Origin of the sequence: Flavobacterium sp. CG_9.1 (assembly GCF_015751645.1) — a bacterium.
GTDB lineage: Bacteria > Bacteroidota > Bacteroidia > Flavobacteriales > Flavobacteriaceae > Flavobacterium > Flavobacterium xanthum.
In genome coordinates, this window is sequence record NZ_JADOVC010000004.1 from 86,969 (window position 1) to 105,421 (window position 18,453).

Consider the following 18,453-nt stretch of genomic DNA (forward strand, 5'->3'; position numbering starts at 1 on the left):
GCTAAAAAACTCTTATTTAACATTCTAAAAATAAGCATTTAACCATTTTTCAATAAAGGTTGTTAATATGTTCTTAACAAATGTTGATATATTAAGATGAAATGCAAATATATCCGTTAAAGAGCATTTTTACTGTCTTACAAGAAATTGAAAATCGAAGATTTAGCGCCAAACCTACTTAAAAAACTGTGTATCAGGAATAAAAAAAAAGATCCGTTAGTAATTATTTCTTGTATTCACACTGCTCAGTAATGGCACTTTATCCCTTAAATAAAACTTGTCCGAATTAACATGTAAAAAAATTTCACAAAAAACACTTTTTTTACAAATTTATCTTACTTTTATGCAAAAAAACTACTACTATGAAAAAACTATTTATTGTGTTGTGCTTCGCTTCTTTTTTATCTGGTTTTAGCCAAGAAAAAGAAACAATTGATTTCAAGCGAAACGAGATTAAACTAAATGTTGCGTTTTTAGTTGCAGGTGCTTTCGAAGGCACTTTTGAAAGAATAATAAACGAAGAATCCGCTTTTGGTGTTTCGGTATTTGTTCCAATAATTGAAGACATTGAACCAAATTTTCAGTTAACACCTTACTACCGCTATTTTTTTGGTAAAAAACCCGCTGCAGGATTTTTTGCGGAAGGATTTGGTATGTTAAACTCTTATGAAAGCTACATTTATAGCAATACTAATAATTCAAATATAGAAAACAGAACTGATTTTGCTCTTGGTTTTGGTTTAGGCTCTAAATGGATTACTAGTAAAGGTTTTGTTTTTGAAATAAATGCAGGCGTTGGAAGAAATTTATTCAATAGTAGTGATACCGATTATGAGATCGTTGGTCGCGGTGGAATAACTTTCGGCTACCGATTCTAAACAATAAACAAAAAAGCTTCTCCATCGAGAAGCTTTTTTTATACAATACAAAAACAATTACATTTTCATCAACCAGTTTTTCATTGAAACCTCATTTTCTATAATGGTTTTCAAGTCTGCAATGGCAACACGATCTTGTTTCATGGTATCTCTATGACGAATCGTTACGGTTTGATCCTCGATTGTTTGATGATCCACCGTAATACAAAACGGTGTTCCCAACGCATCTTGCCTTCTGTAACGTCTTCCTACAGCATCTTTTTCATCATAAGCTACATTGAAATCCCAACGTAAATCGTCAATTATCTTATGTGCAATTTCTGGCAATCCATCTTTTTTAACTAATGGCAAAATAGCCGCTTTTGTTGGAGCCAGAACCGAAGGTAATTTCAGCACTGTTCGTGTTGAACCATCTTCCAAGGTTTCTTCCTTTAATGAAGTGGCAAAAACTGCTAGAAACATTCTGTCTAATCCTACCGAAGTTTCTACCACATAAGGAACATAATTTTGATTCAATTCCGCATCAAAATACTGTAATTTTCTACCCGAGAATTGTTCGTGTGCTTTTAAGTCAAAATCAGTTCTGGAGTGAATTCCCTCTAATTCTTTGAATCCAAAAGGAAAATTAAATTCTATATCAGCGGCTGCATTGGCATAATGCGCTAGTTTTTCATGGTCGTGAAAACGGTAGTTCTCTCTTCCTAAACCAAGAGACAAATGCCACTTTAAACGAGCGTCTTTCCAAAATTCATAATGCTTCATTTCTTCGCCTGGACGTACAAAAAATTGCATTTCCATTTGTTCAAACTCACGCATTCTAAAAATAAATTGTCTTGCAACGATTTCATTTCTAAACGCTTTTCCAGTTTGTGCAATTCCAAAAGGAACTTTCATTCGCCCTGATTTTTGTACATTCAAGAAATTGACAAAAATACCTTGAGCTGTCTCTGGACGCAAATATAAATCCATTGCTGAATCAGCTGAAGCGCCCAATTTTGTTCCAAACATCAAGTTGAATTGACGTACTTCAGTCCAATTTCTAGAACCTGATTCTGGACAAGCTATTTCTAATTCTTCAATTAACGCTTTTACGTCTTCTAAGTCTTCATTCCCTAAAGAACGTGCCATTCTTTCTAGAATTTCTCTTTCTTTAGCTTTGTACTCCATTACACGAGCATTTGTTGTAACAAATTCTTGCTCATTGAAAGCATCACCAAAACGAGCTCTTGCTTTTTCGATTTCTTTGATTGCTTTCTGATTTAGCTTTTCGGCATAATCTTCAATCAAAACATCAGCTCTATATCTTCTTTTCGAATCTTTGTTATCAATCAATGGATCATTAAAAGCATCTACGTGGCCTGATGCTTTCCAAGTCGTTGGATGCATCAAAATGGATGCGTCAAGACCGACAATGTTATCGTTCATTTGAACCATCGCTTTCCACCAGTATTCGCGTATGTTCTTTTTTAATTCTACTCCGTTTTGTGCATAATCATAGACTGCACTTAAACCATCGTATATTTCGCTTGACGGAAAAATAAATCCGTATTCTTTTGCATGCGAAACTACATTCTTAAATAAATCTTCTTGTTTTGCCATAATGATGCAAAAATATAAAAAGTGAACTTAAAAAAAAGAAAATTGTTAAAGATTGAAGCATTGATTTGTCTATTTTTATAAATAAATCCCTGATTACATGTTTGAAAGCCTTATTAATCTCTTTTTTCCAAAAGTCTGTTCTGGTTGCAGTTCTTTTTTATTGACCAATGAAAATGTGATTTGTACCATTTGCCGCCACGATATTCCGCTAACGAATCATCACCTCAATCCAGAAAATGAGGCGTACAAAAAATTCTATGGAAGAATTCCCGTCATTCACACTTCGGCATTATTTTATTTTCATAAAAAGGGCATTGTGCAAGAACTAATCCATAATTTAAAATACAAAGGGCACGAGGAAATAGGAACCATTCTAGGCGAATGGTGCGCCGAAGATTTAAAAAATATCGAACTATTACAATCAGTAGATGAAATCATTCCCGTTCCCTTGCATAGCCGAAAATTAAAAGAAAGAGGGTACAATCAGGTAACTGCGTTTGGGAAAGCACTATCTTTCAATTTAAATCTGACTTATAACGATTCCTTATTGCTTCGCAATGTGTATTCAAAAACACAATCCAAGAAAAATCTTTTAGGTAGAACAGAGGGCATTGCTACGGTTTTTGATGTTTCGTATACGGAGAAAGATCACAACAAACATTTCTTATTGATTGATGATGTTATCACCACTGGAGCCACACTTGAAGCATGTTCTCGAGCCATACTTAAAATTCCGGGTGCAAAAATTAGCATTGTTTGTATGGCAATGGCGCAATCTTAAAAGATAATTTTCGATACTAATTTTTTTCGAAAATTAAACAATGGTATAAAACACAATCGGATTTTAAGTTCAATAACTTCACCTCACTGTTATTCTAATAGGAGTTTGTGAACTATGTTTTAAACGTAAACCCTTTTTATTTTTTTCGATAAAAAACAAAAAGATTGCAGCTGGAAACAGGAATTAACTCTTAATTAGCAACGAATTGTACTTTTAATAAAACACACTATCAGTTAATTTAATGAAATTATAACGAAATAGAATTTCCGTTTCCAAAGTTTAATGTTTAAATTTGGATAAAATAATAACATAAATTAATTTAAACAATCATATTATGGCTTTTGAATTACCACAATTACCTTATGCGTATGACGCATTAGAACCTTATATTGATGCACGTACGATGGAAATCCATCATTCAAAACATCATAACGCTTACATTACCAACGTAAATGCTGCTATTGCAGGGACGGATATGGAAGGTAAGACGATTGAAAATATCTTGATCAACCTTGATATGAAAAACATGCCCGTTCGCAACAACGGTGGAGGTTTTTACAATCACAGCTTATTTTGGACTGTAATGACACCAGATGGTGGCGGACTTCCAACAGGAGATTTGTTGGCTGCAATTGAAGCTGCTTTTGGAACTTTTGAAGAATTTAAAGCAAGTTTTAGTAAAGCTGGAGCTACTCAATTTGGTTCAGGATGGGCTTGGCTTTGTGTTCATAAAGGCGGAAAAGTGGAAGTTTGCGGTACTCCAAACCAAGATAATCCATTAATGCCAGGCGTAGGTTGTGGTGGAACTCCAATTTTAGGAATGGATGTTTGGGAACATGCTTACTATTTGCATTATCAAAACAGAAGACCAGATTATATCGAAGCTTTTTTCAATGTAATTAACTGGACGGAAGTGGCTAGAAGATTCGCTTTAGAGAAATAAACAAAGAGGTAAAAGAAAGCTTTTACTATATAAATTGCTTTCCTTTTCCTTTAAAAACAAAAAAGTCGGATGAGCTCATTAGTTCATCCGACTTTTTTTTGTTGTTATCTTTTAACCTCATTTACTTCATTTTACTCCATAAAAAAGGTGGAATTTCTTCCACCCTTTTTGCCCCAAATCTACCATAAACTTAACCTACTAATGTTATGGTGATTCAAATTTATACTAGTTCTTGGTTGCTACCAAATAAATTAGATGAACAACTTAGAAAACCGATTAAAAACTTACAGCCCTAGATTATCAGTATGCTCTTGCGTCTTTTCCTTCATAAAAATTCATGAAGGCACGGTTTACTACTCGGTTACCTCCTGGCGTAGGATAGTCTCCGGTAAAATACCAATCGCCTAGATTTTTTGGACAAGCGACATGTAAATCCTCCACGGTTTGAAAAATAATTTTCACCTCTGCCTTGATTTCAGGAGAGCTTAACATTTCTGCAATCTTATCTGAAACTTCTTGTGGTTCAAAAGGAGCGTATATTGCCGTCACATAATTAACAACCTCACTATCTTTAAAGTTTTCCTGTGCTTTACATTTTGCATATACTTCATCAACAATATGATACAAGTTTCGTTCTTTAAGCAATTCTAATGCTGCTTTAAAGGCCACTAATCCTTCCAGTTTAGCCATGTCGATTCCGTAACAATCTGGATATCTAATTTGAGGCGCTGATGAAACAACAACAATTCGCTTTGGATTCAAACGATCCATCATTTTGATGATACTCATTTTCAAGGTAGTTCCCCGAACAATACTATCGTCAATAATAACCAAATTATCTGTTGGTTTAATCACGCCATAGGTAACATCATATACGTGCGCAACTAAATCATCCCGACTGCTATCTTCTGTAATAAAGGTTCTAAGTTTTGCGTCTTTTATTGCGACTTTCTCGGTCCGTATTTTCACCGAAAGCAATTCTTGTAGCGATTCCTTTGTTAAGGTATTTCTGTTTTGAAGAATATAATTGTTTTTTCTTTGGTTCAAGAAATCCTGAGCTGCTTCGACCAATCCGTAGAAAGAAGTTTCAGCCGTATTCGGGATATAAGAGAAAACCGTATTGTCTGTATCTTGATCAATTGATTTCAAAACTGCTGGAAGAATAAGTCTTCCCAGTGTTTTTCTTTCTTGATAAATTTCAGCATCACTACCTCTAGAAAAATAAATACGTTCGAAAGAACAGGCTTTTTTAACCGTTGGTGGAAGAATTTCCTTCATAGAAATCGTTCCGTTTTTCTTAATTATCAAAGCATTTCCTGGTTCAATTTCTTGTACTTTGTCAAAAGGCACATTAAAAACAGTTTGAATAACAGGTCTTTCTGAAGCCACTACCACAATCTCATCATCTTGATAAAAATAAGCGGGACGAATTCCTGCCGGATCTCTGAAAACGAACGAGTCTCCGTGACCCAAAAGGCCTGCCATTGCGTAACCTCCATCTAAATTTTTTGAAGCTCGGGTCAATATTTTTGCTACATCTAACCGCTCTGCAATTACTGGTGAAGCTTCTCTTTTGGTAAGACCTTCATTTTTACATTCTTGATATAAATCGGTTACTTCATCATCTAAAAAGTGCCCTATTTTTTCCATTACAGTAACGGTATCTGCCATTTCTTTTGGGTGCTGACCTAGTTCAACCAAACTTTGAAAAAGCTCTTTCACATTAGTCATGTTGAAATTTCCAGCTAAAATCAGGTTTCGATGCATCCAATTATTCTGACGTAAAAAAGGATGAACGCTTTCAATGCTATTTTTACCAAAAGTTCCATAACGAACGTGTCCTAAAAACAATTCGCCTAAATACGGTATCTTGTGTTTTTGAAGTGCGACGTCATCTGCGTACTCTGGATGAGCCGCCATTTCCTCATTTATTCTGTCGTTAATTTGAGCAAAAACATCTTGAATAGGTTGGGCGTGATTGGAACGTACGCGACTGATGTATCGTTCCCCTGGTTCCACGTCTAATTTTATGCTTGCAAAACCAGCACCATCTTGTCCGCGATTGTGCTGCTTTTCCATCAAAAGATACATTTTTTGGATTCCGTAAAATGCCGTTCCGTATTTTTCTTTGTAAAATTCAAGCGGTTTAAGTAGTCTAATTAAGGCTATACCACACTCGTGTTTTAAAGCATCGCTCATTGTAAGGTTGTTTGTGTTGTTGTGTTATTCTAAAATAATTTGACCTGATTAAAAAAAACGGTAAATCAGATGTAATTCCCTGCTAATTTTATTTAACAAAAAAACCCCGTTTCCGAGGTTTCAATATATTATAATTCTATGTCAAATTGTGTCAGTGATTTGAATTGTTGCAATCTGGATATTACTTCCTCTTTATCTAAATCAACCATTCTCTCGGTTCCAAATTTCTCCACACAAAAGGAGGCCAAATTCGATCCTTGAATAATTGCATTTTTCATGTTTTCGAATGAAATATTTTCACTCTGAGTTAAGTAGCCAGCAAAACCTCCCGCAAAGGTGTCTCCTGCTCCGGTTGGATCAAAAACTTCTTCAAGTGGTAAAGCGGGAGCAAAGAAAACTTCTTTATTGTGAAAGATAAGTGCTCCGTGTTCCCCTTTTTTAATCACAACATATTTAGGTCCCATCGTGTGAATTTTTGCAGCTGCTTTCACTAATGAATATTCTCCTGAAAGCTGTCTTGCTTCCTCGTCGTTAATCGTAATTACATCTACCCGTTTTATTACGTCCATCAATTCCGGCAATGCACAATCCATCCAAAAGTTCATAGTATCCAATACTACTAATTTAGGTAGTGTTTCCATTTGGTCCAAAACACTGCTTTGTACTAGTGGATGTAAGTTTCCTAACATTACTATTTCGGCATTTTTGTAGTCTTGAGGAACTTTTGGTTGAAAATCAGCCAAAACGTTTAATTGAGTATCGAGTGTATCTCTAGAATTCAAGTCATTGTGGTAACGACCACTCCAGAAAAAAGTTTTTCCACCATTTACCACTTCAAGACCAGAAATATCTATGTTTCTTGCAGTCAATAAGTCTAAATATTCTTGTGGAAAATCATCCCCAACTACAGAAACTATAGCGGATTGTACGTTAAAAAAAGAAGCAGATAGACCAATATAAGTTGCTGCACCACCTAAAATTTTGTCCGTTTTTCCAAATGGAGTTTCAATTGCGTCGAAAGCTACTGTTCCAACAATCAATAATTTATTCATTATATACGTTTCGAATTAAGGGGCAAAGATAGTTTATAAGTTGTAAAGTTGCAAAGGGTCTAAAGCGTAAAATTTTGCCAATTAAAATCCTTAAATCACAACAACTTCGTCTCTTCCTTTTCATAAAAAGCATCGACTGAAAGTTGTTTTTGCATTGAAGCCATTACGGCTAATTCATCGCACCTTTCGTTTTGAACATGATTATTATGTCCTTTAATCCATTTGAAATCGACTTTGTGTTTTCTGTATACTAATAAAAAACGTTTCCACAAATCAGAATTTTTCCGATCTATAAATCCTTTTTTCTCCCAGCCTAAAACCCATTTTTTGACCACGGAATCGACCACATACTTAGAATCCGAAACTATTAAAACCCTAGTATTTGGATTTTTTAGTTTTTCTAGCCCAACAATAACACCCAGCAGCTCCATCCTGTTATTAGTGGTTCGCCGAAACCCTTCGTAGAATTCTTTCTTATACGGTTTTCCTACCCATTCCATCACCACTCCATAACCGCCGTTTCCGGGATTTCCTTTGGCAGCGCCATCCGTATATATATGTACGTCGTGATCCATTTCTGAATTAAATTATTTGATTTAGAATTCCTTCAATTACCGTTGGAAAATATTCTTGTTCTACTAGATGTATTTTTAAAGCAACTTCTTCTGCTGTTTCGTCGCCCGTTAAAACAACACTTTGCTGAAAAATAATGTTCCCTTCATCATAATTTTCGTTTACAAAATGAATGGTAATTCCCGTTTCCTTTTCCTTATTTTCAACAACTGATCTGTGAATATGCATGCCATACATTCCCTTTCCTCCATACTTAGGCAACAAGGCGGGATGAATGTTTATGATCTTATTGGGATAAGCGCTTATGATGTTTTTGGGAAATTTCAATAAAAATCCTGCCAAAACAATCCAATCCGGTTTGAAATTATTTAATATTTGTAATACTTCACCTTCATTTAAGTCTTCTTTCGAGAAAATTTCTAATGGTACGCTATACTTTTTTGCTTTCTCAATTACGCCAGCAGTTGGGTTGTTTGTAAAAACAGCCACGACACTTCCAGTTTCAGTTTTTTCGAAAAACTGCATGATGTTTTCAGCGTTAGTACCCGATCCAGAAGCAAAAACAACAATTTTTTTCATAACCTAGTCTCTTTTAATTGTACAAAAAAAAGCATAATAATTGAAAATAAATAACATTGCGTCTGCTTTGTTAAAATAAATTTCATAAATTAGATGTCACATTTATTAACTAAATAGTTGTTTTAAAATAAAGTTTTTTATTTTTGCCAACAAATTAAATTCTAAAATTAAAGATTATGTCAGACATTGCATCAAGAGTAAAAGCGATTATCGTAGACAAATTAGGTGTTGACGAAAACGAAGTTGTAACAGAAGCAAGCTTCACTAATGATTTAGGAGCTGACTCATTAGACACTGTTGAGCTTATTATGGAATTCGAAAAAGAATTTGACATTCAAATTCCAGATGATCAAGCAGAAAACATCGCTACTGTAGGTCAAGCAATCTCTTACATCGAGGAAGCTAAAAAATAATAAAGACACACCCGTTTGCAATCCTGTAAACGGGTGTTATTATTTTTTTAAAATTAAATTCGAGATTGAAATTCAATCAAAACTATATTTATTGTAACACCCATGGCTCTTTTGTAATATAATACAGTAAAGAAAGCATGGGTTTTATTTGTTTAAAGTTAACAAAAATAAAGATTTTATGGTATTAAGACGAGTTGTAGTAACAGGTTTAGGCGCTCTTACACCTATTGGAAATAATATTGAAGAATATTGGAACGGACTTATTAACGGTGTTAGTGGAGCCGCACCAATAACCTATTTTGATGCTTCAAAATTTAAAACTCAGTTTGCATGTGAATTAAAAAACTTTAATGCGGAAGATTTTTTAGATAGAAAAGAAGCTAGAAAAATGGACCGCTATGCACAATACGCAATGGTTTCCTCTGATGAAGCGGTGATTGATGCTGGTTTTAATTTCGAAAAATTAGACAAGGATCGTGTAGGTGTTATTTGGGGTTCTGGAATTGGAGGCTTGGAAACCTTTCAAATCGAAATGTTGAACTTTGCGGCAGGTGATGGCACACCAAAATTCAATCCTTTCTTTATACCTAAAATGATTTCTGACATTGCCGGTGGACACATTTCTATAAAATACGGATTTAGAGGTCCAAACTTCACAACGGTTTCTGCTTGTGCTTCTTCCACTAATGCAATTATAGATGCTTTTAATTACATAAGATTAGGTCATGCCGACGCTATGGTAACTGGAGGCTCAGAAGCCGCAGTAACTATTGCAGGAATGGGTGGTTTTAATGCCATGCATGCCTTATCAACCAGAAATGACGATCCCAAAACAGCTTCTCGTCCCATGGATAAAGACCGAGATGGTTTTATTTTAGGTGAAGGTGCTGGCGCGTTAGTATTGGAAGAGTACGAACATGCAATAGCACGTGGTGCTAAAATTTATTGCGAAATAGGCGGTGGCGGTATGTCTGCTGATGCTTATCACATAACTGCACCTCATCCTGATGGATTAGGCGCTAAAAACGTAATGCTAAATTGTTTAAGAGATGCTGGTCTTCAAGCTACTGATGTAGATGGTGTGAATATGCACGGAACTTCTACTCCCCTTGGTGACATGGCAGAATCTAAAGCAATATTGCATGTTTTTGGTGAACATGCCTACACGATGAATCTAAATTCTACTAAATCCATGACAGGTCATTTACTTGGAGCAGCCGGAGCAGTAGAGACTATCTCTTCGATTCTTTCGTTAAAACATGGAATAGTACCTCCTACCATAAATCATTTTACAGATGATGAAAACATCGATTCTAAACTAAACTTCACCTTCAACAAAGCTCAGAAAAGAGACATGAACGTTGTTATGAGTAATACTTTTGGTTTTGGAGGTCACAATGCTTGTGTATTAGTAAAAAAATTAGAAATCTAATTATAGATGCGTATAATCAGAAAAATATTTTCAAAATCCCGTTCTCTAGAAGACGGGATTTTTTTTGATTCTATTCAGAAAATTTTAGGATTTTCTCCTGTAAATCTTGATTGCTACAAAAAAGCATTTACCCATCGCTCCTCAAATCGTTTGGATATATTAGGGAATCCTATTAATTATGAACGTTTAGAATTTTTAGGAGATGCCATGCTAAGTTCTGTTATTGCTGCTCATTTATTCAATAAAGCCCCAGCAGGTGACGAAGGTTATCTTACTAAAATGCGCTCCAAGATTGTAAGCAGAGAACATTTAAACGAACTAGGAAAAGATCTTAATTTAGTCCAATATATCGAAAGTAAAGTGCCTCTTCAGCATTTTGGCGAAAACATTCATGGCAATATTTTTGAATCATTAGTGGGAGCAATCTATCTCGACCGTGGTTACGTTTATTGCGAAAAATTCATTCAAAAGAGAGTCATAATTCCTTACGTAGATATCGCAAGACTTGAAGGAAAAGTAATCAGCTATAAAAGTTTAGTTATCGAATGGTGTCAAAAAGAGAAAAAAATATTTCATTTTGATATTTTCGAAGACAACGCGATCGATGGACAACGCTTGTTTGGTGTAAAACTGAGCATAGATGATAAAGTAATTGCGAAAGCCAGAGCGACTTCAAAAAAGAAAGCAGAAGAAAAAGCATCACAGCGTGCTTATTTTGCATTTCAGGAAAAAATGGACAGAAAATAATTTCAATATTCTTAAAACTATAACGTTATCGTTCATAAATTAACAAAAACATACTCTCTCAAGAGCCTAATACTTCGATAGAAATACTATATTTACATCTTATTTTTTCATAAAATGGCTATTCATAAACTGGATCTTGGCGAATTTGACGAAATAGATTACTATCTTTTTGCAATTCATACTTCATTAGAAGACTATCGATTGGCCTTTTTTATTAATCAAAAATTGCCAGTGAATCTTAGTAAAAGTGAAAATGAAATTCAGATCACTATAAAAGAAGGACAAACAAATTTTTCCAGATTTTATTATAATGATCAAGAAAGTAGCATTTCCTGGAATTTAATTCAGAATAAAAATGAAGTGCTCCAATTTAATAAAGGAGTCACGCACAATCTATTTTCAAATGTGACTCTAGAAGTAGCAACAAAAGTTTTTTTACTTCCTGAATTTAAAAAAGTAGATTATTTTTTGAAAATTGAAAAGAACAACGATGCTATGGACATATCCAACATACAACTACTATTAAATACCATAGACAGCATATCCGCAGTTTATATAGTAGAAACCAATCAAATAAAATCTAAAAACAATTTAATTTTTTAATACAAATGCTTACAAACAAAAAAACTAAAATTGTAGCCACACTTGGGCCCGCATGTAGTACAAGAGAAATCATAAAAGACATGATTGACGCAGGTGTAAATGTGTTCCGAGTAAATTTTTCACATGCTGACTACGAAGATGTAAAAGAAAAGATAAACCTTATAAGAGGTTTAAATGAAGAGTTTGGCTATACCACTGCTATCCTTGGCGATTTACAAGGTCCTAAACTTCGCGTTGGAGTAATGGAAGAAGGAGTTGTAGTGCAAGATGGAGATTTAATTACCTTTACGACCGCCGAAGACATCCTTGGTACGGCCAAAAAAGTTTTCATGAAATATAAAAACTTTCCAAATGATGTAAATCCTGGCGAAAGAATCTTACTTGATGACGGTAAACTTATCTTTGAAATTGTGGAAACTGATAAAAAATCAGAAGTTATTGCACGAGTAATTCAAGGTGGCGAATTGAAATCTAAAAAAGGAGTTAATTTACCAAATACTAAAATATCTCTCCCTGCAATGACTGAGAAAGATATTGCAGATGCGATATTTGCTATTGAACAACATGTCGATTGGATTGCATTGTCATTTGTAAAAACACCAGAAGACTTACAAGACTTGCAGGAATTAATTGCCAAACATTCGGACTATAAAATTCCAATCATTGCCAAAATCGAAATGCCTGAAGCACTAGAGAATATCGACAAAATTGTTGCTTACTGCGATGGTTTGATGGTAGCACGTGGTGATTTAGGTGTGGAACTTCCTGCTCATGAAGTCCCTTTAGTACAGAAAGAATTGATTCGCAGAGCCAAAACTGCTCGTATACCTGTAATTGTTGCCACACAGATGATGGAAACAATGATTACTAGCTTGACACCTACACGTGCCGAAGTAAATGACGTAGCGAACTCCGTTATGGATGGTGCTGATGCAGTAATGCTTTCAGGAGAGACTGCAACCGGTAATTATCCAGTTCAGGTAATCCAAAAAATGACACAAATTATCGAAGCAGTTGAGGATTCTCCACTTATTCAAGTGCCACAAAACACTCCACAAATAAAAACAAAACGATTTATTACTAAAACGATTTGTCATCACGCAGCCACTATGGCAAATGTGATTAAAGCAAAAGCCATTTGTACATTGACAAACAGTGGGTATACTGCTTTTCAAATTTCAGCTTGGAGACCAAATGCACATATTTTAGTTTTTACCTCCAATAAAAGAATCCTAACCCAACTTAATCTACTTTGGGGAGTAAAATCTTTTATTTACAATAAAGATGAAAGTACAGATGATACCGTTACTGACGTTAACGAAATTGTAAAAGAAAAAGGATTTGTTAAAAAAGGAGATTTTCTTATTAATTTAGCAGCAATGCCAATTAAGGATAAAGGAATGGTTAACACCTTAAGAGTTTCAGAAATAGAGTAGATTGTCCGTTTATGGAGGCTATCTTAAAACCGTCTTGCTAATGCTGCAAGACGGTTTTTTAATTGCATCAAATACCTCTCTTTTGCAAAAAAAATTAAGAACAATTAAACACTCTTATGCAAAATAAAATTTATATTTGACTAACAAAAAATCACTCCAATTATGAATTTTAGTTCTAAAAATCCATTTTTAAACAATAAAACTTTTTCGACTGCAGTTTCTAAAAAAGACCAAGTACATCAAGCCATTATTATCGATTATAATGACGAGATGACGTTATCAGGAACTATAAATAGAAGTTTGATTTTATTCTTACTACTCACAGCTTCCGCAACCGTAATTTGGTGGATGACATTTAATGGAATGAATCCAATAGCTCCAGCAATTGGAGGTGCCGTCATGGGATTAGTTTTAGTGCTTATTGCTGCTTTCAAACCACAATATTCTCCTTATTTAGCTCCGGGATATGCGCTGTTTGAGGGATTATTTATTGGTGGAATTTCAGCAATATTTGAAGCAAAGTTTCCTGGAATCGTGATTCAAGCCGTTGGCGCAACATTTGTAACTTTTATGGTTTGCCTAGTATTGTATAAATATAAAATTGTTAAAGTAACAGAACAATTCAAATCAGTCGTTGTGGCTGCAACTCTTGCCATTGCAACCTACTACCTAATTTCTTGGGTTTTTTCAATGTTTCGCAGTTTTACACCTGTGCATTATGGGAACTCACTGATGAGTATTGGAATCAGTATTTTTGTAATCGTGATCGCTGCTTTAAACTTATTCTTAGATTTTGACCGAATTGAAAAAGGAGCTGAACAAAAAATGCCAAAATACATGGAATGGTATAGTGCTATGGGTTTGATGATAACATTAGTTTGGCTGTACATCGAATTTTTAAGACTGCTTTCTAAACTGAATAGCAGAAACTAACACATTCTTACAGAATTTTAAAAAAGAAAACCCTTTACAGAATGAACATGCCCCAAAAATTTAGCTACTAATTGGGGCATTTTTTATGGAAAGAAAAGTAAATTAGTACTAAGCACTTAAATTAGAAAGGGTCTCTATATTATGCTGCTTTTTCAAAAGCGATATAATGCCTTAATTCACCCTTACTATTAAAAACAGGGAATCCTTTTATCAAACAAACATAAACCTCCCCATTCTTTTTATAATTCATAACTGTTTTTTCAAAAGGCTGCTGGTGTAATATTGCCTTACGAATTTCATTCGAGGTAATCTGGTTTGTCGCTTCTCCTTGAAACATTTTTGGACTTTTACCCAGAACTTCTTCTGCAGTATATCCATTCATTGTCTCCATGTTATGCGATGCAAAAACAATTTTTAACTTCACATCCGTTACTACTATTACCTGCTCTTTCAGGCTGTTTTTAAGATCCCAATTGTTTTGAGCCCATTTATTTTGTAACGCAATTGCATTCAATTTATTCAAATCTGCAAAAAAGTTTTTTATTGCACACACAAAATCATTGTGAAAATCCCAAGAATATACCGGCACAGTCTTAATACTTAAACTATTGTGATACAATGCAATAGCCTCTTCATATTGTCTAAAATTACTCATGATACATTGATTTAATGATCAAATGTAATTTTATTTTCAGTAATAAAATAATACTTTTCAAACTTTAACCCTTGTTGAACGCGCTGTGTATCAATTAGAAATCAAATTTTAACTGTACCACTACGAATTTCTTTTGCTCTGTATTCAAATTACTCACTGAAATACCAAGCAATCGCACTGAATCCTTCATTCGTTCTTGATACAAAAGCTCGCTTACAATTTTTAATAGTAAAGTTTTATCCGAGATAAAATAAGGTAGCGTTTTACTGCGGGTTTGCTGTGAAAAGTTGCTATATTTTATTTTTAAAGTTATTGTTTTACCGGCAACATTGTGTTTTTTTAATCTTTTCTCTAGGGAATTCGCTATACTCTCTAATTTCTCCATCATAAAAATTTCCGAAGAAAGATTAACATCGAAAGTATGCTCTGCGGCTACTGATTTAGTAATTCGATTTGATTTAACCTCACTGTTGTGAATGCCTCTCACCACATTGTAATAGAAATTACCAGATTTACCAAAGTGTTTCTCTAAAAAATCTAAGGACTTGTTTTTTAACTCCAATCCTGTAAAAATTCCTAGCTGGTACATTTTTTCTGTTGTAACTTTCCCTACACCATGAAATTTCCTGATGGCTAGTTCCTCTAAAAAAGAAACAACCTCTTCTGGATTAACTGTTTTTTGACCATTCGGTTTGTTGTAATCACTGGCAACTTTAGCCACAAACTTATTAACTGATATCCCTGCCGAAGCGGTTAAACCGACTTCATCAAAAATGCGTTGCCTGATTTCCATTGCTAATAAGGTTGCGCTTGGATTTCCTTTTTTATTTATAGTAACATCTAAGTAAGCTTCATCAAGCGATAAGGGCTCCACAAGATCCGTATACTCATAAAATATTTTTTGAATCTTGCTAGATATCTGCTTGTACCTGTCGAATCGTGGTGGAACAAAGATAAGATCAGGACAATTTTTCTTAGCCATTACTCCGCTGATGGCGCTATGAACTCCAAATTTCCTAGCCTCATAACTTGCTGCAGCAACAACTCCACGGTTTTCTGAACCTCCAACAGCAATGGGTTTCCCGCGCAAAGCCGGATTGTCCATTTGCTCAACAGAGGCATAGAAAGCATCCATGTCAACGTGTATAATTTTCCTATTTGGATTTAATTCCTGCATCTTAATCGAATTGAATAACCATCCTACTTTTTCAATGACTTGCTATATCCTACAAATTTTCAACCTCTTTAACATGCAAATAATTTTCGGCTACAACTGATTTATTTTTGATTTCTGTTGGAAAAAAGAAACTAAAGGGTCTTGACTTGAAATGATTTAAAATCGACACGGTTACGAATCGAAGTTCAAATAATGAGATCGCTCTTGAACGAAATGCCAAACCTAATGAAAGACTAAAACTCACCATGAAGTTGACCAATCCTATAATTCCAATGCCAAAAATACCCCAAAATAACATCGAATCACTAACTTCGTAATTGGCTCCATACAAAGCTAAAGCAAGGTTTCCACTAGCAAAAGTAATGTGTCTAATGTCGAGATTCAATCCTAAAAACAACCCAATAGAGGCCGTGCTACCCATGAATATACCAAACCAGAAATTAGAAATAATTCCTGCCCATCTTTTTTCATACAGTTTTGCTAGTTTCAAAGTTTTTGTTTTTCCTAAATTCCTTTTAAGAAAAGGATGTTCTGTAATTCTAAAATAGACCTGATTGTGCTTGTCCCTATTGGCCACACTGCCCGAGATAATTCCCGATAAAAACAGAAAGACTCCAGCTATAGCTGCATGAAGTATCGCCAAAGAGTGAATGGGACTCAAATCAATAAGTAACCCTTCCCATTTAGTTGCAGCTATATTGTACTGCATCGTATAATCTATAAGCCAGATTCCCAGTAAGGAGACAGGAAAAGCCATAATTACATTTCCCACAAAAGCGATAAACTGAGAACGAAATACTCGAGCAAATAGAATAGCAAAAGCTTTATACTTTTCAGCATCTCTTCCCTGCTTCAATACACCTTCTTCTAGCGCTTTAATCAAAGCCGCCGCAGTCATTGCAGGCTGTTTAGTCGCCAAGGTAAAGCCCAACAGATAAATTGCTATAAAACCAAAAGCATAATTCATACTGTAAATAAAGGCATGTCCAAAAAAACTGGTATCGGCCTTAGAAAGCAACACTTTTATAACACACATAATTCCCACTATGAAACCACCGCCTAGCGCTGTTTTGAACATTTTAAAATATTCCTTACGACCCTCTGTAATATATTGCTCCCCGGTTTTAGCTGTATGTTGTGTAATCTCGTATGAAATCAATTGGGTACTTTCTGCTACAAATTTTCGAACATTATTTTTGTAGCAATTAAACTTTATTAGTCGCGAAGCTAATATGATCCCATTGTTCTTTTTATCCTTCTCGCTATCTACTATCAATAATGAAATTAAAAATTTAAGTCGCTCTAATTGCTGTCTAATTTTTAATAAATTCTGGTTTACCCTCAATGATATACCGTATTTGGAGCTGTTATGAAATGCTTTCTCCACAAATTCTTCGCATTGCTTGTGCAAAACTAATAACTGCGCATAGGACAAATCCTCTGAAGTAATGTAATGCCTATCAGAAATTCTAATTCGATCTTCCAACAAAAACAATTCCTTTTCAAAAGCAGAAAATGGACTTTCGAGATTATCAAATTCGGGAACCATTTTGATTACATCCGTCTCCATTGCACGACCACTGATGCGTTGTGTGATTAAATGCATAGCCACTAATAACTCTGACAAAATAGAATCGGGTGCTGCACTATCGTAAATCGACCTGAATTTCAAAATATCGTAAACTTCACCTAATTGGTTCAATGGTATTTGGTTAATCCAAATCCCATCATTGGCAAGATAAAAAACCTGATTCAGTACATATTCTAAAGTATCAATCTGTGGCTGATAAGGAAAGAATTTAGCGAAGATTCTTTTTTTTACTTCAAAAAGAAAATCTACATCTTGCAAAATAGCAGCATCAGAAAGAATTTTATTAAATTTCCTGTCTTTTAAAATCTCTTTGAGGTAGATAGAAAACTGTTTCCTACAAGCATAATTTTCTTTTAAAAAAGAAATCATTTCTTGTAAATCGACCTTTTGTCCCTTTTTGACTTTTAAAGGGCGTATCAGACGAATTAATTCAACTAAAGGTTCCAAGCTGTCGTTTGTCTCACGCCAAGATTGTGCTTCACCAAAAAATTCAGTTAAAAGTCCTGCAATAGTGGCCTTAGGCTTAGCTTTGAAAAATACCTTCATTCTTTTAATTCTATTTTTGTAAAAATACAAATAGGCCAAACAAATTCAGCGAACTTATTCATAAAAAATTGATTCAAAAGGGCAAAAAAGTAAATAAAGACTCTTACTTTTTTAAATTGTCGTCTCTTATATTTTCGAGATTATAATTATAGTGCTGCAAAACCTTTGCAAAGGGAACGCAACTTCACCTCTTCGAACTAAAACAGCACTTTGTTTGGTTATAAAAGACATAAAACCACTAAAGTAAAAATATTTAATACCTTTGAATTCTGAGATTAAAAACAATAACAAAGAGAATCTTCCAATACTTAAACTG

Annotated in this window: 17 protein-coding genes; 9 read left to right on the forward strand and 8 right to left on the reverse strand. The window is 34.5% G+C overall.

Features of this window, described 5'->3' with window-relative positions:
• Positions 1 to 362: 362 nt before the first annotated feature.
• Complete coding sequence (locus IWX83_RS03440; protein WP_073352873.1) at positions 363 to 878, forward strand: DUF3575 domain-containing protein; 516 nt, start codon at positions 363 to 365, stop codon at positions 876 to 878.
• A gap of 57 nt (positions 879 to 935) precedes the next feature.
• On the opposite strand, the gene IWX83_RS03445 is transcribed toward IWX83_RS03440, so the two are convergent.
• Complete coding sequence (locus tag IWX83_RS03445; protein WP_073352872.1) at positions 936 to 2,477, reverse strand: glycine--tRNA ligase; 1,542 nt, start codon at positions 2,475 to 2,477, stop codon at positions 936 to 938.
• 97 nt (positions 2,478 to 2,574) lie between these two features.
• Between IWX83_RS03445 and IWX83_RS03450 the strand changes: the two genes are divergently transcribed.
• Both IWX83_RS03450 and IWX83_RS03455 read left to right on the forward strand, forming a co-directional pair.
• The gene (locus IWX83_RS03450) at positions 2,575 to 3,258 is read left to right on the forward strand and encodes a ComF family protein (protein WP_073352871.1); all 684 of its coding nucleotides are present in this window, start codon (positions 2,575 to 2,577) and stop codon (positions 3,256 to 3,258) included.
• Positions 3,259 to 3,592: 334 nt separating this feature from the next.
• Positions 3,593 to 4,201: a superoxide dismutase gene (locus IWX83_RS03455; RefSeq protein ID WP_073352870.1), complete on the forward strand. Its 609-nt coding sequence runs from the start codon at positions 3,593 to 3,595 to the stop codon at positions 4,199 to 4,201.
• 300 nt (positions 4,202 to 4,501) lie between these two features.
• On the opposite strand, the gene IWX83_RS03460 is transcribed toward IWX83_RS03455, so the two are convergent.
• From IWX83_RS03460 to IWX83_RS03475, 4 genes are all read right to left on the reverse strand, one after another.
• Entirely contained in the window at positions 4,502 to 6,400 is a 1,899-nt protein-coding gene (locus IWX83_RS03460) for an amidophosphoribosyltransferase (RefSeq protein ID WP_196827662.1), read from the reverse strand.
• Between the two features lie 128 nt (positions 6,401 to 6,528).
• Positions 6,529 to 7,452: a PfkB family carbohydrate kinase gene (locus IWX83_RS03465; protein WP_196827664.1), complete on the reverse strand. Its 924-nt coding sequence runs from the start codon at positions 7,450 to 7,452 to the stop codon at positions 6,529 to 6,531.
• Between the two features lie 95 nt (positions 7,453 to 7,547).
• Positions 7,548 to 8,027: a ribonuclease HI gene (rnhA, locus tag IWX83_RS03470; protein WP_196827666.1), complete on the reverse strand. Its 480-nt coding sequence runs from the start codon at positions 8,025 to 8,027 to the stop codon at positions 7,548 to 7,550.
• Positions 8,028 to 8,034: 7 nt separating this feature from the next.
• A complete protein-coding gene (locus IWX83_RS03475) occupies positions 8,035 to 8,604 on the reverse strand; it encodes a phosphoribosylglycinamide formyltransferase (RefSeq protein WP_196827668.1) in 570 nt (189 codons plus the stop codon).
• 176 nt (positions 8,605 to 8,780) lie between these two features.
• Between IWX83_RS03475 and IWX83_RS03480 the strand changes: the two genes are divergently transcribed.
• The 6 genes from IWX83_RS03480 to IWX83_RS03505 all read left to right on the forward strand — a co-directional run bounded on the left by IWX83_RS03480 (position 8,781) and on the right by IWX83_RS03505 (position 14,168).
• Complete coding sequence (locus IWX83_RS03480; protein WP_007137004.1) at positions 8,781 to 9,017, forward strand: acyl carrier protein; 237 nt, start codon at positions 8,781 to 8,783, stop codon at positions 9,015 to 9,017.
• Between the two features lie 178 nt (positions 9,018 to 9,195).
• A complete protein-coding gene (gene fabF / locus IWX83_RS03485; protein WP_196827670.1) occupies positions 9,196 to 10,449 on the forward strand; it encodes a beta-ketoacyl-ACP synthase II in 1,254 nt (417 codons plus the stop codon).
• 6 nt (positions 10,450 to 10,455) lie between these two features.
• Positions 10,456 to 11,196, forward strand: a complete 741-nt coding sequence (locus IWX83_RS03490; RefSeq protein ID WP_196827672.1) for a ribonuclease III family protein — start codon at positions 10,456 to 10,458, stop codon at positions 11,194 to 11,196.
• A 114-nt stretch (positions 11,197 to 11,310) separates the two neighbouring features.
• The gene (locus IWX83_RS03495; RefSeq protein ID WP_196827674.1) at positions 11,311 to 11,799 is read left to right on the forward strand and encodes an IPExxxVDY family protein; all 489 of its coding nucleotides are present in this window, start codon (positions 11,311 to 11,313) and stop codon (positions 11,797 to 11,799) included.
• A gap of 5 nt (positions 11,800 to 11,804) precedes the next feature.
• Positions 11,805 to 13,235 (forward strand): pyruvate kinase, encoded by a 1,431-nt coding sequence (gene pyk, locus IWX83_RS03500; protein WP_091253635.1) that lies wholly within the window; start codon positions 11,805 to 11,807, stop codon positions 13,233 to 13,235.
• A gap of 162 nt (positions 13,236 to 13,397) precedes the next feature.
• Complete coding sequence (locus IWX83_RS03505) at positions 13,398 to 14,168, forward strand: Bax inhibitor-1/YccA family protein (RefSeq protein ID WP_196827676.1); 771 nt, start codon at positions 13,398 to 13,400, stop codon at positions 14,166 to 14,168.
• A gap of 139 nt (positions 14,169 to 14,307) precedes the next feature.
• Here the strand turns inward: IWX83_RS03505 and IWX83_RS03510 are convergent, their stop codons facing one another.
• From IWX83_RS03510 to IWX83_RS03520, 3 genes are all read right to left on the reverse strand, one after another.
• Positions 14,308 to 14,823, reverse strand: coding sequence for a PAS domain-containing protein (locus tag IWX83_RS03510; protein WP_196827677.1), 516 nt, complete (start codon positions 14,821 to 14,823; stop codon positions 14,308 to 14,310).
• 94 nt (positions 14,824 to 14,917) lie between these two features.
• Positions 14,918 to 16,000 (reverse strand): DNA polymerase IV, encoded by a 1,083-nt coding sequence (gene dinB / locus IWX83_RS03515; RefSeq protein WP_196827679.1) that lies wholly within the window; start codon positions 15,998 to 16,000, stop codon positions 14,918 to 14,920.
• Between the two features lie 49 nt (positions 16,001 to 16,049).
• Positions 16,050 to 18,137: a recombinase gene (locus tag IWX83_RS03520; protein WP_196827681.1), complete on the reverse strand. Its 2,088-nt coding sequence runs from the start codon at positions 18,135 to 18,137 to the stop codon at positions 16,050 to 16,052.
• Positions 18,138 to 18,453 lie beyond the last annotated feature (316 nt).

What these genes read in the sequence shown, in the direction of transcription:
- IWX83_RS03440 (WP_073352873.1), top strand. Translation starts at nt 363, where the DNA reads ATGAAAAAACTATTTATTGTGTTGTGCTTCGCTTCTTTTTTATCTGGT.
- IWX83_RS03445 (WP_073352872.1), bottom strand. Translation starts at nt 2,477, where the DNA reads ATGGCAAAACAAGAAGATTTATTTAAGAATGTAGTTTCGCATGCAAAA.
- IWX83_RS03450 (WP_073352871.1), top strand. Translation starts at nt 2,575, where the DNA reads ATGTTTGAAAGCCTTATTAATCTCTTTTTTCCAAAAGTCTGTTCTGGT.
- IWX83_RS03455 (WP_073352870.1), top strand. Translation starts at nt 3,593, where the DNA reads ATGGCTTTTGAATTACCACAATTACCTTATGCGTATGACGCATTAGAA.
- IWX83_RS03460 (WP_196827662.1), bottom strand. Translation starts at nt 6,400, where the DNA reads ATGAGCGATGCTTTAAAACACGAGTGTGGTATAGCCTTAATTAGACTA.
- IWX83_RS03465 (WP_196827664.1), bottom strand. Translation starts at nt 7,452, where the DNA reads ATGAATAAATTATTGATTGTTGGAACAGTAGCTTTCGACGCAATTGAA.
- rnhA (WP_196827666.1), bottom strand. Translation starts at nt 8,027, where the DNA reads ATGGATCACGACGTACATATATATACGGATGGCGCTGCCAAAGGAAAT.
- IWX83_RS03475 (WP_196827668.1), bottom strand. Translation starts at nt 8,604, where the DNA reads ATGAAAAAAATTGTTGTTTTTGCTTCTGGATCGGGTACTAACGCTGAA.
- IWX83_RS03480 (WP_007137004.1), top strand. Translation starts at nt 8,781, where the DNA reads ATGTCAGACATTGCATCAAGAGTAAAAGCGATTATCGTAGACAAATTA.
- fabF (WP_196827670.1), top strand. Translation starts at nt 9,196, where the DNA reads ATGGTATTAAGACGAGTTGTAGTAACAGGTTTAGGCGCTCTTACACCT.
- IWX83_RS03490 (WP_196827672.1), top strand. Translation starts at nt 10,456, where the DNA reads ATGCGTATAATCAGAAAAATATTTTCAAAATCCCGTTCTCTAGAAGAC.
- IWX83_RS03495 (WP_196827674.1), top strand. Translation starts at nt 11,311, where the DNA reads ATGGCTATTCATAAACTGGATCTTGGCGAATTTGACGAAATAGATTAC.
- pyk (WP_091253635.1), top strand. Translation starts at nt 11,805, where the DNA reads ATGCTTACAAACAAAAAAACTAAAATTGTAGCCACACTTGGGCCCGCA.
- IWX83_RS03505 (WP_196827676.1), top strand. Translation starts at nt 13,398, where the DNA reads ATGAATTTTAGTTCTAAAAATCCATTTTTAAACAATAAAACTTTTTCG.
- IWX83_RS03510 (WP_196827677.1), bottom strand. Translation starts at nt 14,823, where the DNA reads ATGAGTAATTTTAGACAATATGAAGAGGCTATTGCATTGTATCACAAT.
- dinB (WP_196827679.1), bottom strand. Translation starts at nt 16,000, where the DNA reads ATGCAGGAATTAAATCCAAATAGGAAAATTATACACGTTGACATGGAT.
- IWX83_RS03520 (WP_196827681.1), bottom strand. Translation starts at nt 18,137, where the DNA reads ATGAAGGTATTTTTCAAAGCTAAGCCTAAGGCCACTATTGCAGGACTT.